Here is a 20,478-nt window from a genome sequence, read left to right as displayed (position 1 = left end):
CAGCACCTTTTTATTTTCCAAGAAAACTTTTGGTTAAAAAAATCGAATTATCCTCGATCCAGAAGTAACTCATTACATAGGTCAACACATACTCCTTGTGAAAGGTATTGATTGAGCATGGTCTCCAAATCAATTGATATGTCATTGTCTATCAGGATTTTCTCAAGTTTTTGGTATGTTATTTTTGGAGTTATTTCAGCTCTTTTATCAGGAAACATGGTCCTGATCGCCTCATTCATAGCTGTCTTTTTATGTTGGAGATGCCTTACTGTAGAAGCAAAGGTAAGGATTGTTTCAATAAAACCAACTTCGGTTGGATTCAAATGATTATCAGCAATCCATTCATCTATTGTTTTGATGTTATTTACCATTATTTTCACTCCTTTTAAAATACTTATTTGCAAAACTTTATTTATCCTCAGTTTATTTATTTTAAAAATAGATATATCTGCTCAAATACTCATAAGCCCTATATTAATTGCATCATATCTTCTGGTAATTCACTCTCAAACGAAAGTTCTTTCCCCGTTATTGGATGAAGAAATTTCAACGAATAACAATGTAATGCCTGCCGCTTAATCAGTTGTCTGCTTTCCCCATATAAATCATCACCTATTAGCGGATGCCCCAAATGTGCCATATGTACTCGTATTTGATGCGTTCTTCCGGTTTGCAGCTTTAATTCCACAAGTGAATACCGTTCAAATAATTGCAGCGTTTTATATTCCGTGCATGCATATTGGCCATCTTCCCGTACCTCACGTTTAATAATGCTGGTATCCATACGGCCAATAGGTTCTTCCACTGTTCCAGCCAAGGGTGTAATCACACCGGTGACGATTGCTTTATATTTTCTCTCCACCGTTTTTATAGATTTAGACAAACTTAATAAATGGTGTATATGGCGATGCTTGGCTATTAAGACCAAGCCAGACGTATCCCGGTCCAATCTTGTGACAATATGAACGGTCGCTGAATGGCCAATTTGTTCATAATGGCCAATGATTGCATTGGCTAAGCTACCGGCTGGATGCTCTCTAGATGGAATTGTAGACATGCCGGCCGGTTTTTCGACGACCATTACATAGTTATCCTCATAGATAATAGAAAGAGGTATCTTCTCACCTATCAGCTGCTCACTTCCCACCTCTTTCGGGAAGATTACGGTAACCTGATCACCAGTTTTTAATATGTATCGCACCGTCACTTCTTGCTGATTAACAAAAATATAACCACCCTTAAATTTAATATCTGCCAACGCTGATTTTGATATTTTTTTATCCGCCAAATATTCTCTCAAAACTTTATTGCTTTCCTGATTTTCTACTGTCCACTCTAATGTAAATGGCTTCACCATGGAGACCTTCCTTTTCATTATTCATATTTATAGCTTTTTAAGCTAAAGGATTATTTATTCAGTAAAAAAGGTGACCAAAAGACAATTGCATTCTTTTAGGTCACCTACTATAACTTTCTTTTTATTCTGTAACAAAAGAATCACGAACTCTTTTCCAAAATGGGAAAGGTCTAAAACGAGCAAAACGAATTCGTTCATCTGCCACTCTGAATTGAATCGATTTTACCTCTTTATGCAAAAGACTTAAATGGTCAATTGTAATTTGAAAATCATCATTTGTTACTGGTTTCATCATACAGGTATGATGACCTGGCAGTATTAGAGGAGATCCAATTGTACGGAACACTCTATTATTGATTGAAGCCATTTCCGTCAATTGCACAGCAGGGATGGAAGGATGAATAATAGCACCACCAAGGGCTTTATTATAAGCAGTACTGCCTGAAGGAGTAGATACGCACAAACCATCTCCTCTAAACCTCTCAAAGGATTGCCCTCTAATTTCTACGTCCATCACCAATGTGCTCCCCACACTTTTAACAGTTGATTCATTCAAGGCTAAATATTTTGACTCTCTGCCACCGTGACTGTATCGAACAGTAACCTCCAGCAGTGGGTACTCAACAGTTTGGTAAGGCGTCTTAGCTATAGCATTAGCTAGCTTTGTAATCTCTTCAGGTCTCCAGTCAGCGTAAAAACCTAAATGACCCGTATGTACACCTATAAATGCTGTTTTATCAAGACGTGAGCTATAACGATGAAAGGCATATAACAATGTTCCATCACCGCCGACAGATATAACAACATCAGGTTGATCCTCATCATAAATAACACCCAGACTATCCAATTGATCCTTCACTTGCTCCATAAAATGATTGGATTTGGTATCTCCTTTAGACGTAACTGCATATTTCATCATAATCCCCACCTGTAAAGTGTTATTTCCCCCTCTTCTTAAAGACATATTGCTGCGCTTCCTGGATTTCCATTTTGATCTGTGTCATTTCTTCATCCATATGGAAAGCTGCTTCAGCTAATCTCTCTAAGCGATTGCGTAATGTTTCCGGGAACTGTCCGTTATACTTATAATTAAGTGAATGCTCTATCGTAGCCCAGAAATTCATGGCAAGGGTACGAATTTGTATTTCCGCTAATATTTTTTTCTCTCCGTGAATCGTTTGAACCGGATATTCAATAACTACATGATACGAACGGTATCCACTTGCTTTTTTATTTGTAATATAGTCTCTTTCTTCAATAATTACAAAGTCAGTTCTTTGTCGTAACAGCATAACTACCTGTTTTATATCATCCACAAATTGGCACATAATTCGAAGACCGGCTATATCCTGTAATTCCATTTCAAGTCTTTCCTCAGGAATTTGCTTTTGGTAAGCCTTATCCAGGATACTCGCGATCGGTTTAACGCGACCTGTAACAAACTCTATTGGTGAATGTTCTTTTTCTAAGTCACATTGGGTTCTTATACCCCTTAATTTGATCTTTAACTCATCAACCGCCTGTTTATAGGGGGCTAAAAATTCATCCCATTTTCTACTCATGGATTCCACCACCTGAAATACTTTTCAATATTCTTGTTATTGAGAGCAAGGGAAAACTCAGAATCGAAGACATTATCATGTATTAGTATGTATTTTATGAATTAATCGTCTTTATTCAACCATGCTAATGAATACATTTAGTACTAATTATTACCCTAAATTGCTCAAACCCATTTTAACACAAAGATTATACGGATATCTAAGATTGATGTTATCTATTCAAAAAGTCATAATAGTTATACATAAGTTTATCATGGAGGAATGTACATATGAGCGAACAAATCGAAATTGAATTCAAAAATTTGCTGACATTTGAGGAATTTAACCACCTCATGCAACGTTTTAAAATAAAGCCAGAACATTTTACAGTACAAAAAAATCATTACTTTGACACAGTTACATTTGACTTAAAAAAATATACCTCAGCTTTACGTATACGTGAAAAAAATTCATCCTATGAGATGACCCTTAAACAGCCTCTTGAAAATCAAAAAGGCTTATTGGAAACTAACTGGGATATAGACTCTGATACAGCTAATAAAATCATAAAAGATGGTGGTATCCCTGATAGCAAAATCTCTGAAAGAATTAAAAATCTAAAAATCAACCCACAAGAAATTCGTTATTTTGGTACCTTGACAACGAAACGGGTTGAGCTTCCTTATAAGAGCGGCCTGCTCGTTTTAGATAATAGCTCCTATTTCCAAATAGAGGATTATGAGGTAGAATTTGAAGTGGACAACTTTGATCAAGGAAAGAAAGAATTTGACCTGCTTTTATCAGAATCTGGCATTCCGTTTCGTCCAACTGAAAATAAAGTTCAACGTTTTTATAATCAAATGATACTATACCTTACTAAGGAGTGAACATAATGAACGTAGGAGACATCAATACGATTATTCAGCTTCAAGCTCTCGGATCCCTGAGGCCAACAGATAGTAATTCTGTAACTCAGGCACCTTCTTCTGCCAATTTATTTCAGGCTCTGCTGAATGAAGTTCTTTCATCCGTCAGCCATCCTACGAATAATGCACTTGCTGCCAATCCGGGATTAGGTACATTGGCTACTATAATCAACAGCAGCATTCCGTCTTCTCCGTCCATTGCGTACAATCCAGTCCCAATTACTAATCAATCAACTACTGGTACAGCAATTATGAATCAGAATACAGAATACGATGACATTATAAAAGAAGCTTCCAATAAATATCACGTCCCTGAAAAATTAATCAGATCCGTCATACAGCAGGAAAGCGGCTATAATTCAAATGCCATTAGCTCAGCCGGGGCATCAGGCTTAATGCAGCTAATGCCCAAAACGGCTTCATCTCTTGGCGTAAACAATATCATGGACCCCTATGATAATATTATGGGTGGAACCAAGTATCTTAAATCCATGATGACTAAATATAATGGAAATATCGAATTGACCTTAGCTTCTTATAATGCAGGTCCAGGAAATGTTGATAAATACGGTGGTGTACCGCCTTTTAAAGAAACGCAAAACTATGTAAATAAAGTCATGACTTCCTATTACGCATAAAATAACCAAACCTGCAAAACTGTTCATAAAATGAACAGTTTTTTATTTCCCCTTATATATGCAAATTGAAGAACTATCAATAACCTTCTACTAAGCTTCTCTGCTAGCATCTACCCTTCAAAATCTTATAAAATCAGGAAAAAAAGCAGTATATTGGATAATTCAAGTCTTGCTTGTTAAAATTATTCTTATCAACTCATGGAGGGAGAATAATGTATGGCAGAAAATCCAACTCCATATGATGCATTAGGGAAAGAGCGGTTATCTGAATTAATAGATGCATTTTATGATCATGTGGGTTCGCATCCGCTGCTAGCTCCTATTTTTCCAGATGATCTTACAGAGACAGCTCGTAAACAGAAACAATTTCTTACTCAGTTTCTTGGTGGACCTTCTTTGTATACTAAGGAACATGGTCATCCCATGCTGAGAGCAAGACATCTTGCTTTTGAAATTACACCTATGCGTGCAAAAGCCTGGCTGAGCTGTATGGAGAAGGCTATGGATAGTATTCAGTTAGATTCTCCTTTAAGAGAGTATCTGCTGGGCAGACTTACCTTAACAGCTGAGCATATGATAAATACAAACGATATCCAGCAAAAAGGTGATAGTTATGAATAAGCATGACTCTTCAATTCCAAAATGGCAGGATTGGCTGTCTGTCCATCAATATTTTAAACCGTTGGAAAAACCATTAGAAATCTATTTATTTATAGATCCTACTTGTTCAATTTGCTTTGAGCTGGAACGAATTATAAAACGACTGAAATTAGAATATGGACATTACTTTGCTTTAAAGTATGTGTTTAGCAAAAAAGTGGAAAGAAAGCATACAAATGCTAAGCACCCATTTCCATCATTCCTTTCAGCTGCAAACAGGTCGGGTATTTCCTGTGATGATAATATCTGGATCAACAATCCTGAAAGCTCGTTATATATCACCCCTATCGCGATTAAAGCTGCAGAAATGCAAGGAAAGAAGGCTGGATATCGTTTTTTTAAGAAAATTCAGGAGGCTTTATTTCTTGATCAAAAAAGTGTATCGAATTGGCATACATTGTTAGCCTGCGCTCATAAAGCCAAGATAGATTGTGATGAGTTTTCACGTGATATCAATTCAGAAAGTGCCATAAAAGCTTTTCAATGTGATTTAAAAATCTCATCAGAAATGGATGTCACTGACCTGCCTAGCCTGGTCTTCTTTAATCAAAAGATGGAAGATGAAGGTATAAAGGTAACAGGGGCTTACCCTTATGAAGTTTATGTTCAAATACTTGAGGAGATGTTAGGATTTCCGCCTAAAGCACAATCACTCCCCTCTTTAGAGGACTGTATTAAGGATTTTCAAATTATTAATACTCATGAGATTACATTTATTTACCGAATGGATAAGCAAGAAGTTGAAAGGGAAATGAAAAAATTACTCTTGAAGCGTACGGTTGAGAGGATACCATCATCCAACATAACGTATTGGAGATATGCAGAAAACGATTAAAAACCGTCATTATAATTATTATCCTAGAATATTTTTCCGTATAAATAAGAATAAGACTCTGTAATCGGACAGAGTCTTATTCTTCATACGAACAAAGGGGATGGGAGAAATTTTTCACGGTCAAACAAAGGGGTAAATGTTTGCTAGTGATCAACTTCACAATAGTAATATAACAAATTCTCTTCACATATGCAAGCACTTTGTTCATTAATTCACATTTCTGACATTTTTACTGCATACTTGGTTATCCTCTGCCATATTCTTTAGAAATCAGTACAAATTATCTTATGTAATAAAGGATGATTTCTATGAAAAAAATTTATATTTGCAGTTTAATCCTATTAGTTTTATTTTCTATTCCCCTGCAGCTGTTTGGGATTATGCGGATCATTCCTCTCTATGTATCGTCACCTATTTTGTTTCTCTCTTTTTTCATCTTTATCTATAGTCTTGGTTATCAAAAAAAATTCAAGGGATTCTAAAAGCCTTAAGTTGGCCTAAAACTACCGGTTATAGTTATAAATTAAAGTGAGAGCTCGCAGAAAATTGGCGAGTTCTCTTGATTGGCCTGCACTTACTTTTAGAGTTTAAGATTCTGTAATAGTATCCAATAACTCAATAATTAGATTATCTTTATTATTCCAACTATGATACCTCTCTAAATGCCATTTATCTAATTGTCTTTCATATCCGTTTTTTTCAATCCAAGCGTGTAATCTTGCATATGTATCTCTAATACTATAATTAGCTCCATTATGTTTGCCTACAGCATATCTTTGAGGCGGAATCGTTAAGTAAACCATATCATCCGGTATATCCTCGTACTCGTTAACTTGAACACATATCCAATAACCATCTTCAGTTTCTGAATAGTTATCAACAACAAATGCCCCATATTGTACAGATGAATTGGTAACCTGTTGAATTTCATTCATACGTTCATTAAGAAGTTGTGCTGCTTTTGGAATTTCATTTAGATATTGTTCGCTATCGCATAAAACTCGAAAACCTACTAATTTAGTTTCACTAAGATCCTCAATTTTTGAATTGTGTAAAACTTTTTCCTCCAAGGGTTATTTCCCTCCTCTAGAGTTACTAGTACTGGAATCATTAAGTTTAATTTCAGCATTTAATTCCATTTTAAAAAAACCGCCCCTTAAAAGTTAAATTGGTGTCTAACTTCTAAGGGGTGGTTTAAAAAATCCTCGAATTATTTTTATTTATCTAAAAGAGCTTCCAGCTCATTTAATTTATCCTCAAAAACTTTACAAGCTTCTTCAACCGGATTCGGTGAAGTCATGTCTACACCTGCTTTTTTAAGAACCTCAATTGGGAAATCACTTGAGCCTGCTTTTAGGAATTCAATATAGCGCGTAACAGCCGGCTGCCCTTCCTCTAAAATCTGTTTACTTAACGCTGCTGCTGCACTGAATCCAGTTGCATATTGGTATACATAATAATTGTAGTAGAAATGAGGGATTCTTGACCATTCCAAACCAATCTCCTCATCAATAACAATATCATCACCAAAGTATTTTTTATTAAGCTCATAATATTTTTGTGTTAGGCTTTCAGCAGTCAGAGCTTCTCCATCCTGTGCCATCTTATGAATAATGTGTTCATACTCCGCAAACATCGTCTGACGGAATACTGTTCCTCTAAAACCTTCAAGATAATGATTTAATAAATAAATTTTCTTGCTCTCATCATCTATTGTTTTAAGCAAATAATCATTCAACAGGGCTTCGTTTGTAGTAGATGCTACTTCAGCTACGAAAATCGAATAATTACCATATGGATATGGCTGATTTTTGCGTGTGTAAAAACTGTGTACAGAATGGCCGAATTCATGAGCTAATGTGAAAAGATTATTCACATTATCCTGCCAGTTCATTAGAATATATGGATTAGTTCCATATGAACCTGAGGAGTATGCGCCGCTTCGTTTACCGCGATTTTCGTGAACATCTACCCAACGGTTTTCGAACCCTTCTTTTAATACATTGATGTATTCCTCACCTAAAGGCTCAAGCCCTTTTAGAATATATTCTTTAGCCTCATCATAGGAAATATCCATCTTCACGTCTTTCACTAAAGGTGTATATAAATCATACATATGCAATTCATCCACACCTAAAAGTTTTTTACGAAGCTTCACATAACGGTGTAGTAAATGCAGATTGTTGTGAATGGAATTGATTAGATTTTCGTATACGGTTTCCGGAATATTATTATTGCTTAAAGCTGCATGTCTTGCAGAATCATAATGACGTACCTTTGCATAGAAATTATCTTTCTTCACTGTCCCGGATAATGTACTTGCGAACGTATTTCGGTACTGTCCATATGTCTTATACATCGCTTTAAAGGCTTCCTCACGAACTCTACGATCACTGCTCTCCAAAAATCTGCTGTACCTTCCATGAGTCAGTTCAACCTCTTCCCCGTTCTCATCTTTAATTGTAGGAAAACGAAGGTCGGCATTATTTAACATGCCAAAAGTATTGGATGCAGTTCCCATCACTTCTGATGCCTGAGCCAATAAAGCCTCTGCCTCTGCTGATAGAACGTGGGGTCTTTGCAGATTGATCTCTTTTAAAGTTTGTTCATATAAGGAAAGCTCCTTTTTCTCTTGCATGAACCGATTAATTGTTTCTTCTTTAATTGCAAGGATTTCAGGTAAAATATACGAAAAAGCACTGGCAGCCTGAGAATATAAATTCCGGGCGCGGTCGTCCATTCCCTGATAAAATGTATTACCGGTATCCTGGTCATATCTCATGTGAGAATATGTATATAAACGTCCAAGTCTTTCAGTAATCATATCCTGAAATTGCAAAGCCTGCCATAAGGTATCAGCACTCTCATCTAATTTCCCTCTATATTGATCGCCTTTTGGCAATTCAGCCAAAATGCCCTTGAACTCCTTCTCCCATGCTTCATCGCTTGGGAAGATATCCTCCAGTCTCCAAGTATCTTCTACAGGTATATCTTTTCTTTCAGGTAATTGTTTAATATCTGCAGCCATGCAGTTCCCTCCAATCATTTGCTTCTTTCATAAAGTTCTTCATAATACCTTTAATTCCCTTCATAAAAATCGAATAACCTCAATTTGATTATCTCTTCAAAATGATCGTCTAAAATGAAGTCTTCTCTTATTATATAATGATTTACATCTATTTTTTCCAAATAATCAATTTTTTCAAGGAATCTCAGATATTCTTTCAATGCGGTAAATATATCCTGGCTCATTAAAGGGCATTGATTTAAAATTATATCCTTCTTCTTTATTCTTTCCAAAAATCTTGACCGAATCCATGCTTCACTGATTCTTCCATGCAGGTTAAAGCAATTCAGTAAATCGATATAGATTAATCCTTGCCAGACAGTCGCCGGCATTCCATACATACAGCCGCTTAACAATGGAACACCAACAAATTCAGGGATTTTAAACGGAGATATCCCAACCTGATATAATTCTTTAATCAGCTTACTTTGCAAGCCTTTAAAACGGATTTCATTCATAAGTTGCAGAGTACGTTTTTTAAACCAATCGTTTAAATAAGGGATTTCTTGCTTGGGTGGAGATAAGATACTTTCCAGATCCATTCCCTCAGATAACAATACCATCTGACCGAAGCATTGTTCTATTGAGACAGGTATAATATTCACAAATGCCAGTATGGAATTTGCTTGCTTGGGGTTGTGAAAGAGGAGAAAAGGTGATGAAGATTTTCTAAGAGCAGATTTAAGGAGTGAATTTAGCCTCCACAGATAAACTCCGTTTCTTTTAATGAAGTGGCTGTGAAAAATCCAGATAGGCACAACATCTGCATCCAAGTATCCTTTTGTTCTTTTCAAAAATAACTCTTCATGAATAGATGAACATTGATATTCGATTGCATAATATTGATTTTTCCTCTTTACATAAATGTCAGGTCTTTGCTTTATGATAGCTATATATTTCTCCAGTTCAACATCCAACTGACAGCTTCTTAACCAACGGTATAAATTATTTTTCCCTGATAGATGATCTGCTGTTTCAGATTCAGTTGCTGCTTGGCAATTCCCCTTTGTTTGATGAGCAAAATGGGGAATCGTCCGCGGGCCGGAACGGTATATCACACGTTTCCGGCAAGCAGGACAGCGATACTCTTCCTCGTGTCTCTTTATAATTTGGTTGGCATGAATTTGTTTATCTTCTTTATTAATTGCAACCAGCATGTACAGGCTCCTTTTCCTATAGGATACCTATCAAATTCTCGTTATCTATTTAATAAACCTTCATTCTAAATGAACTCTATATGTCCATCTGTTGAACTTTTCAACTAGGCGGAGCTTTTTCATCATAGCATCGGTGATAGTAGTCTAAATAATGATTCCATCATTCTCATACCGAAATGTCTACCTTTAAATACCTCAATATGCAGCTCATTCGAAACTAATAAGTCATGTAGATAATCATTTACTAATGTCTGTACACTATCGGTCTTATAGAGAAACGCATTGACTTCAAAGTTCAAGTGAAAGCTTCTCATATCCATATTTGAGGTACCTATAGATGCAAGTTCTCCATCTACAATGATGATTTTTGAATGCAAGAAACCCTCACGATATTCATAGACTTTAACTCCTGTCTCCAATAAATCAGGATAATAGGACCTCGAAGCATGGAAGACAATTCTCTTATCCGGATTACTAGGTACTAATAAGCGAACATCAATACCACTTAGAGCAGCAATTTTCAAGGCAGAAAATATGTCTTCATCTGGGATAAAATAAGGGGAGGCAATCCAAACTGATTTTTTTGCAGAAACAATCATAGAAAAGAATATATTTTTAATGGTACTGTATTCATTATCAGGCCCACCTGCAATTATTTGTACTCCCCCATGATGCCCTTTTTCATGATCTGTTGTTACAGGAGCAAGATACTCATCTGTTAAGAAACTGTGATTGGTCATGTAATACCAATCCTGCAAAAAGATTAATTGTAAACTGCGGACTCCTTCTCCATTTAACCTCAAATGGGTATCACGCCAAAATCCAAAGTTCTCATCTTTACCCAAATATTCATTACCGATATTTAAACCACCAACAAAGCCAATATCTCCGTCCACTACAACAATTTTTCGATGGTTTCTAAAGTTAAATTTATTATTTAAAAAGGGGAGCTTAACAGGGCCAAACGCCACTACCTCAATCCCCCATTTTCTCATTTCCTTAATATATTCCCCTGAAAGAGTCCATGATCCGACTGCATCATAAAGAAATCTAACTTTCACCCCGTTTTTCGCTTTATTAATAAGTATGTCTTTAATTTCATTCCCCAAGGTATCATGGCGAACAATATAATATTCCATATGTATGTGATGTTTTGCTTGCAATAAAGCTTCTTTAATAGAATTAAATGTTTCTTTTCCATTTGTAAGAACTTTAGTCTCCGTAGATAAAGAGATAGGGGTGTTGGCAATCTGATCAGCTAGATTAAACAATTGGCTATAATCATGATTCTCATTATCTAATCTTAATAATCTTTTCTCACTTTCCCCTGTAATATCCATATACTTTTGCTTATCTAAAAAATATTTTTTCTTAAATATCTTTTCTTTTCTAAAATTCCTTCCAAATAACAAATAAAACAAGAATCCAACTACCGGAAAAGCACCCAAAACGATTAACCATGCTAGTGTCTGTGCAGGATGACGATTTTCCAGGAATATAATAAATCCAATAAAAACAACAGTTATTGTAAATAATATACTTCCATATTGAATATAATCCCCATCGAAATTTTTCTGATATATAAATCCCACAATCCCTAAAATTGAGATAAATAAAAGAACATTAATAAAATTCTTCATAATCCTCACCTTATCCATTTTTCATTGAAAACTTTCATTATCTATACCCCAATATGGTCTGAATGACGCAAACCCTCGATTAGTTTTTCAATCACACTTTCTAAATAGGGGGTCCTCAATGTGGTGATTCCAGACCAATTTAAGAACTAAAAAGCCGACTTCCAAGTGGAAATCAGCTTTCAATTAATGAGTATTAAGAAAAGTATTGGCTTACAGTCGAGAATACATCTTTAGGTATAATGACTTTTCCATATTCTTCAAGACGATGGATTGTAACAGGAGATTCATCAGCATATTCAAGTATAATTGATAGCTTATTATCAATCTCTTCTTCCACAAACTCTCCATCTGGAAATTCTACATACAAATAATATATATTTTCAAAGGAGTATAACTTGGTCACAACTCCTTGAATTCCGTTCGTTTTACTTAATGCAATGACATCTTCAAAGTCTTTAAATGAAAGGACAAATTCCAATGTATCATCCTCTGTTATTTGCTCATCTATTGCTTGGTTAGTTTGAAAATGCTCTTCAAGCATAGACTCTATCTTCACATCAACGGAATTGGCGGGATCATCAATTGGCAAATCGAATTTATGGCCATCCTTGGATAGATGCGCTCGAGTAACTAAAATCTCCAACCCTTTTTCAAGTGCTTGGATTTGAATCCAAAGTGGGCCTTCAACAGTAAAATCCTCTTCTTCATGCACTTCATCCATCATTTCCCAGAAAAGTTCCTCACTTCGATCACGATTATACCAGATCTCTTCTCGATCGAAGCCTCGCTTTTCAATATCCCCATATGAAATGTAGAATTTTACAGTATTCTCATTAATACGTTCGATTTCCATGATTCACTCTCTCCCTTCTGGTTTGAGGTAATTGAAGGGATATACCCCCAAACTAGGTTGTTATATCTTTTCCCTGTTTTTAAAAATGTTAATCATGGATGTTCTTTTTATAAAGCAGGTGGTAGTTATATTTTATGATAAATAGTAAATAGTGGGAAACAAAAAGCCTATATTTCATAAAATAATTATGTCTAATAATTTAAGATACACCAAAACCCCCTTCGCTGTCCAGGAAGGGGGTTTATGAACAATATAAAAATTAATTAACTAAGCGCTGTGCTTCTCGAAGTTGAAATGTTCTTACTTTACGAGGTAAAAATCGTCTGATTTCATCTTCGTTGTAACCAACTTGCAGACGTTTTTCATCAATGATAATTGGTCTTCTTAATAATCCGGGATTCTGTTGGATGATATTAAACAATTCCTGTAAAGGTAAATTATCAAGATTTACATTTAACTTTTGAAAAGTTTTCGAGCGTGTTGAAATGATTTCATCGGTACCATCTTCAGTCATACGTAAAATCTCTTTTATTTCATCAAGACTTAATGATTCAGAAAAAATATTACGTTCTTTATATGGAATATCATGTTCTTCTAACCAAGCTTTTGCTTTTCTACATGACGTACAGCTAGGTGATGTGTAAAGTGTAACCATTCCCTGTCACTCTCCCTATTCTTTAAGTTCCCTTATCCCGTTAGAGCTATATATTTAACATTTCACAATGCTTATGATACTATCTAAATTAAAATAATTATAATTAAGGAACATATAAAATTATTATACATGATTAATAATGGAATGTGTAGAGATTTTTTAGAAAATGTTTCCGGGTTTACTAAACATTAACCTTACTATCATATTATTGAAATAATTGTTATATTACTCCATTCCTTTGCCCTATTTCATTTGGCCTGTGTCTCTTTTTTTAAATAATTTCTATTATTTATATACCCTAGAGCGAAGCCGTTAAACATTTGAGGTAAAAAGAAAACAAGCTGAAGTTAAATCTTCAGCTTGTTATTTCATCTAAAATATCAGATTTATTTTCTTTTATTTTCAAGGCTTTCTCAGTTGGCCGGTATTTCCCTCCATATAATTCTTCATCCTTATAAGTATGCAAATCACGATAGATTTCTTTCATTCCATCTAATACCTCTTGATCCATATGCTTATCTGCTTCCGGACTCCAATAAAGAATCTCCAATTCTACATCTTTATTTGTAGCGAGTGAATTTTTAACATAGGAGACGGTATTCGCATGCTTAAAACCCTCTCGTTTATAAAATCGTAATCTTTTCTCTGAATCCTCTTCCGACTCATTTATCGGCTCTACTTCTAAAAAGATTGGTTTTCCCTTCAATTTCAGTTTGTCCAAAACCTTTTTTCCTGTACCATTTCCTCTTGCATTACCCATCACATATAAGTAATCAACAAAGATAAAGTTCTCTTTCTCTGCATATAATAAAATATGATTTTTCCCATTATCAAGGAAGTAGTCCTTTTGGCCATGATTTAACAGCATGTTTATATGTTCTTCTGATTTCATTTCCTCTTCCGGAAAATATTCACGCAATCTTTTATACCAACTCATCTGATGTATCTGCTCCTTTGTTTATCTAGTTCGTATCTAGTAATTTTGATTTTACATTCATACATATTCTTATAGGTTGTTAAATGATAGGTGTTACCTATCTCATGGATTAATAGTTTAGAACAAGCATCCTGCCTATTCGCATGATTTTTTCTATCTTCTAAGGTGATATATTTTATTAAATGTATAAAATTTAGCAACCAAGTTACCTTTTCCCTTTTCTCCCACTTCTTAATCTATTACAATAAAAATGTAAAGAAATTTACACAGTCGAAATATAAAAGGAGGAACGAATGAGCGAATATATCCTTGATTTTATATTGGTATCCTTTTTAATTATTGGTCTAACTGCTTTTATGGGTCCATTAACAAATGGTATTGGAAATCTGATTTTCGGCAGGCACAAGCGTTCTGAGTTTGTGATACAAACGAACAGATCAACAACCGGATTTAATAAGGTTGGCGGCAAGAAAAACAAATAACCATTTCAATTTCTTAACCTTCCTAACAGAGCTGTATTCGCGTAGCGAAATAAACTGCATAATCATCACTGGCTTTAAACATTATTATAAATGGCGGATGCAGCCAGTATTCTACTTCTTAAGAACCTGTTGATAAAATTCCCCAAATTATACATTACTAATAAAAATTCTCACCCGATTGGAGTATGAAATAAGCTAAAGAAAAGGATTGGCTTTTTTTAGCCAATCCTTTGTTTCAGCTTATATGATTTTATTATTGTTTATAGTCTACTCCGGAGGTATAACGGTTTCCTGAGTTCCATAATAAATACTCATTGATTCCTTCTTCTTTTAACGCTCTAATTTGATCTTCTACTTCTTTTTTTCCGTATTGCTTATAATTTCCTTTACCTAGCCATGGTGCCGTAAAATCCTGAATCCAAGGCCTGGAGATTGGCGGACTCTCTAAACTGCTCAATTTTTTATTCTCTAGTTTTGCGTATTCTTTTACAAGTTTATATGGTTCTAAATCTGGCTTGGCAATTCCAAAATAGGATGTCCAATGACTCGGATAGATCATAGAAGAAATGACATCAACATGCTCAGATATCTTAGAGAAGTTTTGTCCTATCCCAGGCGCTTCTGGAAGAGTAGCAGAGTAGCCAAAAATATCAACTGATACCTTTACTCCATATGGCTCTAATTCACTCTTAGCATACTCTACAAAGTCTGTAACAGCATTTACTCGATGCTGAACATTATCTACAGCTTTATCTCCGTAATTACCCACTGAGTATTTCAATTCTTTATCGCGATTCTCAAATCCTTCGGGAAAGCGAACATAATCAAATTGAATTTCCTGAAAACCCATTTCAGCTGCTTCTTTTGCAATCTCAACGTTATATTCCCATACATCTTTTACAAATGGGTTAACAAATGATTCTCCTCTGCCATTTTTCCATACTTCTTTTCCATCTAAAAATGACCATTCAGGTTTTTTATTTGCCAAATAACTATCCTTAAAAACCGTCACTCTGGCAATCGGATAGATTTCTCTTTTTTCCATATCCTTTAATAATTTATCTGGATCTTTAATTAGATTTGTTCCAGCTTCAGCATATGGCTTAGATGCATCTGGTTTATAGGTTAATTTACCGAAGTCATCTTTTATATCAATCACCATCGCATTCAAATCTGTTGTATCCACTAATTTTGCCAGTTCTTTATATTTACTGCCCCCTGCAGAATTTCCTGTCACATAAATGCCTCTTACTGCATCAGGATATGTAAATGAATATTTCGATTCTTTTATAAATCGTTGCATCCCCTCAGGAAGTTCCTTGTTTTCTAGAACAATACTCTGTCCACTATGTAGTAAAAACTCTTTTTCAGCCTCCGTAGCAGCATATGATACCTCTGTAAACAGTGTCCCTATCATTAGGATTGACATTAACACTGCCATATTTTTAACCAATTTCATCCCCCACATCACTCCTTCATGTCACTATTATTATACCTCCTATAAATATGAAAAAACATCTCACTTCCCTCTTTTTCCAAAAATACATCAAAAAGGCTATCCACAGAAGGATAACCTTTTTGCTACATATTCCAAATAAGACTCGTGAACCACAAACGGTTCATACTAATTTTTTTTGATATATGTTTTTTTATATTGCTCAAATTCATTTAATGAACACAATACATGATGTCCTGGTGCAATCTCACGCATTTCTAGTTGTTCATTTTCATCATAACCATGAACGTCCGGATTATACGGTTTTCTTCTACGCGTGCGTTCACTTTCCGGATCCGGCAGAGGAATCGCAGAAAGTAGAGATTGTGTATATGGATGCATTGGGTTTTTATATAGATCTTCACTGTCTGCAACTTCTACCAATTTACCATAATACATAACACCAATACGGTCACTGATGTATTTCACCATTGACAAGTCATGCGCGATGAACAAATATGTTAACCCTTTTTCTTTTTGAAGCTTTTTCAGAAGGTTAACAACCTGTGCCTGAATGGAAACATCAAGCGCTGAGATTGGCTCATCGGCAATAATAAATTCAGGATCCACTGCGAGTGCACGGGCAATCCCAATCCTTTGACGCTGACCACCAGAGAATTCATGCGGATAACGACTCGCATGCTCACGGTTAAGTCCAACCGTTTCAAGAAGATCGTATACGCGTTTCATACGTTCTTCCTTATTTTTCGCTAATCCGTGTATATCAATGCCTTCAGCAATAATATCGCCCACAGTCATACGAGGATTTAATGAAGCATAAGGATCCTGAAAGATCATTTGCATACCTCGGTTAAATTGCTTTAGATCCTTACCTGATTTTCTGCCATGGACTTCTTTCCCTTTAAAAATGACTTCTCCGCCACTCAAATCATATAAACGGATAATGGATCGCCCTGTTGTAGATTTGCCACATCCAGATTCTCCCACCAGACCGAATGTTTCACCTTTATAGATTTCAAAAGATACATCGTCCACCGCTTTAACCATATTCGGTTTACCAACATTAAAATATTGTTTAAGTCCTTTGACTTCGATAATTTTTTCTTTTGTAGCCATATTAGTTAACCCCTCCTACTTGTACAGGTTTTTCAAAATTGGAGGCCATATGGCGAATACGCTGTTGGACTAGCTCCGGTGGATTTACTTTTGGTGCATCAGGATGTAGGAGCCAAGTTTTTGCAAAATGAGTATCTGAAATCTGGAACATAGGCGGTTCCTTTTCATAATCAATTGCTAAAGCATAGGGATTCCTTGGTGCAAATGGACACCCCTTCGGTGGATGAATCAAATCCGGAGGAGTACCAGGAATCGCTGTAAGCTCAACATCCCCACTATTATCTAGGCTAGGCATTGAGGATAATAGCCCCCATGTATACGGATGGCGCGGATCATAGAAAATTTCATCTACCGTTCCAGTCTCAACAATTTGTCCTCCGTACATAACCGCTACACGATCAGCTACGTTCGCAACAACTCCTAAATCATGTGTAATAAAGATAATGGATGTATCAATTTTATTTTGTAAATCCTTCATTAATTCTAGTATTTGGGCCTGAATGGTAACATCCAAGGCTGTTGTTGGTTCGTCTGCAATCAGCACTTTTGGATTGCATGAAAGAGCAATCGCTACAACTACACGCTGTCTCATTCCGCCTGAGAATTGGTGAGGATATTGGTTCATACGAATTTCAGGCTGGGCAATCCCTACTAATCTTAAAAGCTCGATAGCTCGCTCACGGGCAGCTGCTTTGCTTAAATTTTGATGCTTGATTAACCCTTCCATAATTTGCTTACCGACTTTCATGGTTGGGTTTAAAGAAGTCATCGGATCCTGGAATATCATTGACATTTCTTTACCGCGAATTCGTTGCATTTCTCTTTCAGTCATTTTAACAAGGTCACGATTTTCTCCAAAAAGTATTTGTCCCTCTTTTATACGTCCTGGAGGATTCGGAATTAATCTCATTAATGCCTTTGTTGTAACGGATTTTCCGGAACCGGATTCTCCAACAATTGCCAATGTTTCTCCTTTGAACAAGTCAAAACTAACTCCACGTACAGCTTTAACCTCACCACCATAGGTATCGAAGGAGACATGCAAATTTTTTACTTCAAGTAATTTCTCCATTATAATTCTCCTTCCCTATTATTTTCGCATTTTTGGATCAAGCGCATCACGGAGACCATCAGCCAATAAGTTAAAGCTTAAGATTAGTATACTGATAGCTAAGGATGGAATGATCAATAAATATGGATATGATTTTATATATCTAAAACCGTCATTTACTAAAGAACCCAAAGAAGCTTCAGGTGCAGCAATTCCCAGACCAATAAAGCTTAGGAATGCCTCGGTGAATATGGCTCCCGGAATTGTAAACATCGATGTAACAATAATGGGTCCTAATACATTTGGTAGTAAATGCTTGAATATTAAGCTTCTATTTGAAGCACCTAGCGTTTTCGAAGCCAAAACATACTCCTGATCTCTTAATTTCAGGAATTGCCCCCTAACCATCCGAGCCATTCCTATCCAACCGGTTATAACCATGGCGAGTGTAATCGAAATTACCCCAGGTTTTTCGAAAATTAGGATCATTAAAATAACAACAATTAGATATGGAATACCGACGAGCACTTCAATAATACGCTGCATGACAGCGTCAATTCTGCCTCCAAAGAAACCGGATATCCCTCCATAGGTTACACCAATGAAAAACTCAATTACGGCTGCCAATATAGCGATATACAAGGAAATCCTTGCGCCGTACCAAACCCTTGTCCATTGGTCACGCCCTAAATCATCTGTACCAAACCAGTGATATCTGTCTTCAATACCATTTTTTTCATAGACATTCACACCATTTTTATCTGTACCATCAAATGGAAGCCAGCTGATATTTTCCAACCCCTGAACACGAGGCGGCAATTTAGAATTTGCTATGTCCTGTTGCTTATATGTGTAACCAGACGTCATTGGTGCAAAGATTGCTAAAAGACCGAAGATCACAACCATGACAAGTCCAAAAATTGCACCTTTATTTTTAAGTAAATGTCTCCATGCATCCTGCCAAAATGTTAGGCTGGGGCGAACGATTTTCTCTGCTTCATGAGATTCTTGCCCTACAACCTTAAATAATTCTGGAGAAAGGTTTTCTGTCTTTAGATTATTTTCCATTATTTTTTCCCCCCAGCAAGGCGGATACGAGGATCAACAATTCCATACATGATGTCCACCAAGAAGATTACAAGAATAAATAGTGCACTATAAAAAATCGTAGTACCCATAATGGTTGGATAATCATTCATATTAATAGAGTTAACAAATTGTTCCCCTAATCCAGGAATAGCAAAGATTCGTTCAATTATTAGTGTTCCAGTCATAATATTGACAGCCATTGGTCCAAGAATCGTAATAATTGGAATCAATGCATTTCTTATACCATGCTTAAATACTACAGCTACACCAGATAAACCCTTTGCTTTTGCAAGAGTAATATAATCCGATCCCATAACTTCTAGCATTTCAGACCTCATAAAACGAGCGATGCTTGCTATAACCCCAGCGGAAAGCGCCAGTGTTGGCAAAATCGTATATTCGAATCCATCCCAGAAAGCAACCGGGAAGATTTGATTTTCAACGGCTAAGAAATACTGTAAAAATCCTGCAAAAACGAAGGATGGGATCGAAACACCCAGGACAGCAATAACAGTGGCACCATAATCTATCCATGTATTATGACGCAGTGCAGCAGCTATTCCTAACATTAGGCCAACAATCGTTCCAAACAGCAAAGCTTGAAAACCCAGATGGGCAGAATTTGGAATCCGTGTAGCAATTAATTCTGTAACCGGTCTGTTGTCATATTGGAAAGAAGTACCTAAGTCCCCTTTAACTAAATTTGTCATATAAGTGACATACTGCTTCGGCACTGGGTCATTCAGTCCATATTTTTCATAAATAATCTCTTTTTGTTCAGCAGTAAGCTTTTCCTGATTTTTCAGCGGAGATCCCGGCAGCATTTTCATCAAGAAAAAGGTAGCAGTTGTAATAACAAATAAAGTAATAATCATATAGAATATCCGTTGTAATGTATATCGCAGCATTATTAGCCCCCCTTTTTCAGTTTTTGGCAATTGTTTTTCTATTCTGAATTTTCTCCCATAACTAGGGAAAAGGAGAGCACATGGCCATTTCAGGCATGCACTCTCCCATT

At 36.0% G+C, this 20,478-nt stretch carries 21 protein-coding genes; 5 read left to right on the top strand and 16 right to left on the bottom strand.

Annotation, left to right across the window (positions count from 1 at the left end; genetic code table 11):
- Window positions 1–47: 47 nt before the first annotated feature.
- From F7984_RS04995 to F7984_RS04980, 4 genes are all read right to left on the bottom strand, one after another.
- Window positions 48–371 (bottom strand): hypothetical protein, encoded by a 324-nt coding sequence (locus F7984_RS04995; protein WP_139891423.1) that lies wholly within the window; start codon window positions 369–371, stop codon window positions 48–50.
- Window positions 372–469: 98 nt separating this feature from the next.
- On the bottom strand, window positions 470–1,357 hold the full coding sequence (locus F7984_RS04990; RefSeq protein ID WP_066101416.1) for an RluA family pseudouridine synthase: 888 nt from the start codon (window positions 1,355–1,357) through the stop codon (window positions 470–472).
- A gap of 121 nt (window positions 1,358–1,478) precedes the next feature.
- Window positions 1,479–2,273, bottom strand: coding sequence for an NAD kinase (locus tag F7984_RS04985; RefSeq protein ID WP_066102367.1), 795 nt, complete (start codon window positions 2,271–2,273; stop codon window positions 1,479–1,481).
- A gap of 22 nt (window positions 2,274–2,295) precedes the next feature.
- Window positions 2,296–2,919, bottom strand: coding sequence for a GTP diphosphokinase (locus F7984_RS04980; RefSeq protein ID WP_139891424.1), 624 nt, complete (start codon window positions 2,917–2,919; stop codon window positions 2,296–2,298).
- Between the two features lie 269 nt (window positions 2,920–3,188).
- Here F7984_RS04980 and F7984_RS04975 point away from each other — a divergent pair, with 269 nt between their 5' ends.
- From F7984_RS04975 to F7984_RS04960, 4 genes are all read left to right on the top strand, one after another.
- A complete protein-coding gene (locus F7984_RS04975) occupies window positions 3,189–3,785 on the top strand; it encodes a CYTH domain-containing protein (RefSeq protein WP_140461160.1) in 597 nt (198 codons plus the stop codon).
- Window positions 3,786–3,790: 5 nt separating this feature from the next.
- Window positions 3,791–4,462, top strand: coding sequence for a lytic transglycosylase domain-containing protein (locus F7984_RS04970; RefSeq protein WP_066101424.1), 672 nt, complete (start codon window positions 3,791–3,793; stop codon window positions 4,460–4,462).
- A 216-nt stretch (window positions 4,463–4,678) separates the two neighbouring features.
- On the top strand, window positions 4,679–5,083 hold the full coding sequence (locus F7984_RS04965) for a globin domain-containing protein (protein WP_139891425.1): 405 nt from the start codon (window positions 4,679–4,681) through the stop codon (window positions 5,081–5,083).
- A complete protein-coding gene (locus F7984_RS04960) occupies window positions 5,076–5,957 on the top strand; it encodes a ClpXP adapter SpxH family protein (RefSeq protein ID WP_066101430.1) in 882 nt (293 codons plus the stop codon). The genes F7984_RS04965 and F7984_RS04960 overlap by 8 nt, the downstream gene beginning before the upstream one ends.
- Window positions 5,958–6,544: 587 nt before the next feature.
- Here the strand turns inward: F7984_RS04960 and F7984_RS04955 are convergent.
- The 7 genes from F7984_RS04955 to F7984_RS04925 form a co-directional block, all read right to left on the bottom strand.
- Complete coding sequence (locus F7984_RS04955; RefSeq protein ID WP_140461159.1) at window positions 6,545–7,027, bottom strand: GyrI-like domain-containing protein; 483 nt, start codon at window positions 7,025–7,027, stop codon at window positions 6,545–6,547.
- A gap of 146 nt (window positions 7,028–7,173) precedes the next feature.
- Window positions 7,174–8,985, bottom strand: coding sequence for an oligoendopeptidase F (gene pepF / locus F7984_RS04950; RefSeq protein ID WP_066101435.1), 1,812 nt, complete (start codon window positions 8,983–8,985; stop codon window positions 7,174–7,176).
- A 50-nt stretch (window positions 8,986–9,035) separates the two neighbouring features.
- Complete coding sequence (locus F7984_RS04945) at window positions 9,036–10,181, bottom strand: competence protein CoiA (RefSeq protein WP_066101438.1); 1,146 nt, start codon at window positions 10,179–10,181, stop codon at window positions 9,036–9,038.
- A 122-nt stretch (window positions 10,182–10,303) separates the two neighbouring features.
- Complete coding sequence (cls, locus tag F7984_RS04940) at window positions 10,304–11,821, bottom strand: cardiolipin synthase (RefSeq protein ID WP_140461158.1); 1,518 nt, start codon at window positions 11,819–11,821, stop codon at window positions 10,304–10,306.
- 193 nt (window positions 11,822–12,014) lie between these two features.
- Window positions 12,015–12,674: an adaptor protein MecA gene (gene mecA / locus F7984_RS04935; RefSeq protein WP_066101444.1), complete on the bottom strand. Its 660-nt coding sequence runs from the start codon at window positions 12,672–12,674 to the stop codon at window positions 12,015–12,017.
- A gap of 259 nt (window positions 12,675–12,933) precedes the next feature.
- Window positions 12,934–13,329 carry a transcriptional regulator SpxA gene (spxA, locus tag F7984_RS04930; RefSeq protein ID WP_066101447.1) on the bottom strand — a complete coding sequence of 132 codons (396 nt, stop codon included), beginning with the start codon at window positions 13,327–13,329 and terminating at the stop codon, window positions 12,934–12,936.
- A gap of 355 nt (window positions 13,330–13,684) precedes the next feature.
- Window positions 13,685–14,266, bottom strand: a complete 582-nt coding sequence (locus F7984_RS04925) for a GNAT family N-acetyltransferase (protein WP_139891428.1) — start codon at window positions 14,264–14,266, stop codon at window positions 13,685–13,687.
- 293 nt (window positions 14,267–14,559) lie between these two features.
- Here F7984_RS04925 and F7984_RS04920 point away from each other — a divergent pair, with 293 nt between their 5' ends.
- Window positions 14,560–14,748 (top strand): hypothetical protein, encoded by a 189-nt coding sequence (locus F7984_RS04920; RefSeq protein ID WP_066101454.1) that lies wholly within the window; start codon window positions 14,560–14,562, stop codon window positions 14,746–14,748.
- Between the two features lie 253 nt (window positions 14,749–15,001).
- Here the strand turns inward: F7984_RS04920 and F7984_RS04915 are convergent, their stop codons facing one another.
- From F7984_RS04915 to opp3b, 5 genes are all read right to left on the bottom strand, one after another.
- Window positions 15,002–16,189, bottom strand: a complete 1,188-nt coding sequence (locus F7984_RS04915) for a putative glycoside hydrolase (RefSeq protein ID WP_375138407.1) — start codon at window positions 16,187–16,189, stop codon at window positions 15,002–15,004.
- 183 nt (window positions 16,190–16,372) lie between these two features.
- Window positions 16,373–17,320 carry an ABC transporter ATP-binding protein gene (locus F7984_RS04910; protein ID WP_066101457.1) on the bottom strand — a complete coding sequence of 316 codons (948 nt, stop codon included), beginning with the start codon at window positions 17,318–17,320 and terminating at the stop codon, window positions 16,373–16,375.
- Between the two features lies 1 nt (window position 17,321).
- The gene (locus F7984_RS04905; protein ID WP_066101460.1) at window positions 17,322–18,392 is read right to left on the bottom strand and encodes an ABC transporter ATP-binding protein; all 1,071 of its coding nucleotides are present in this window, start codon (window positions 18,390–18,392) and stop codon (window positions 17,322–17,324) included.
- Between the two features lie 18 nt (window positions 18,393–18,410).
- Window positions 18,411–19,439 carry an oligopeptide ABC transporter permease gene (gene opp3C / locus F7984_RS04900; RefSeq protein ID WP_066101462.1) on the bottom strand — a complete coding sequence of 343 codons (1,029 nt, stop codon included), beginning with the start codon at window positions 19,437–19,439 and terminating at the stop codon, window positions 18,411–18,413.
- Window positions 19,439–20,368 (bottom strand): oligopeptide ABC transporter permease, encoded by a 930-nt coding sequence (gene opp3b / locus F7984_RS04895; protein ID WP_066101463.1) that lies wholly within the window; start codon window positions 20,366–20,368, stop codon window positions 19,439–19,441. Before opp3b ends, opp3C begins: the two co-directional genes overlap by 1 nt.
- Window positions 20,369–20,478: the final 110 nt, after the last annotated feature.

Origin of the sequence: Pradoshia sp. D12 (assembly GCF_008935075.1) — a bacterium.
Classification (GTDB): domain Bacteria; phylum Bacillota; class Bacilli; order Bacillales; family Pradoshiaceae; genus Pradoshia.
The sequence above is the reverse complement of the archived record's forward strand: the minus strand, read 5'-3'. Positions and strand labels throughout refer to the sequence as shown.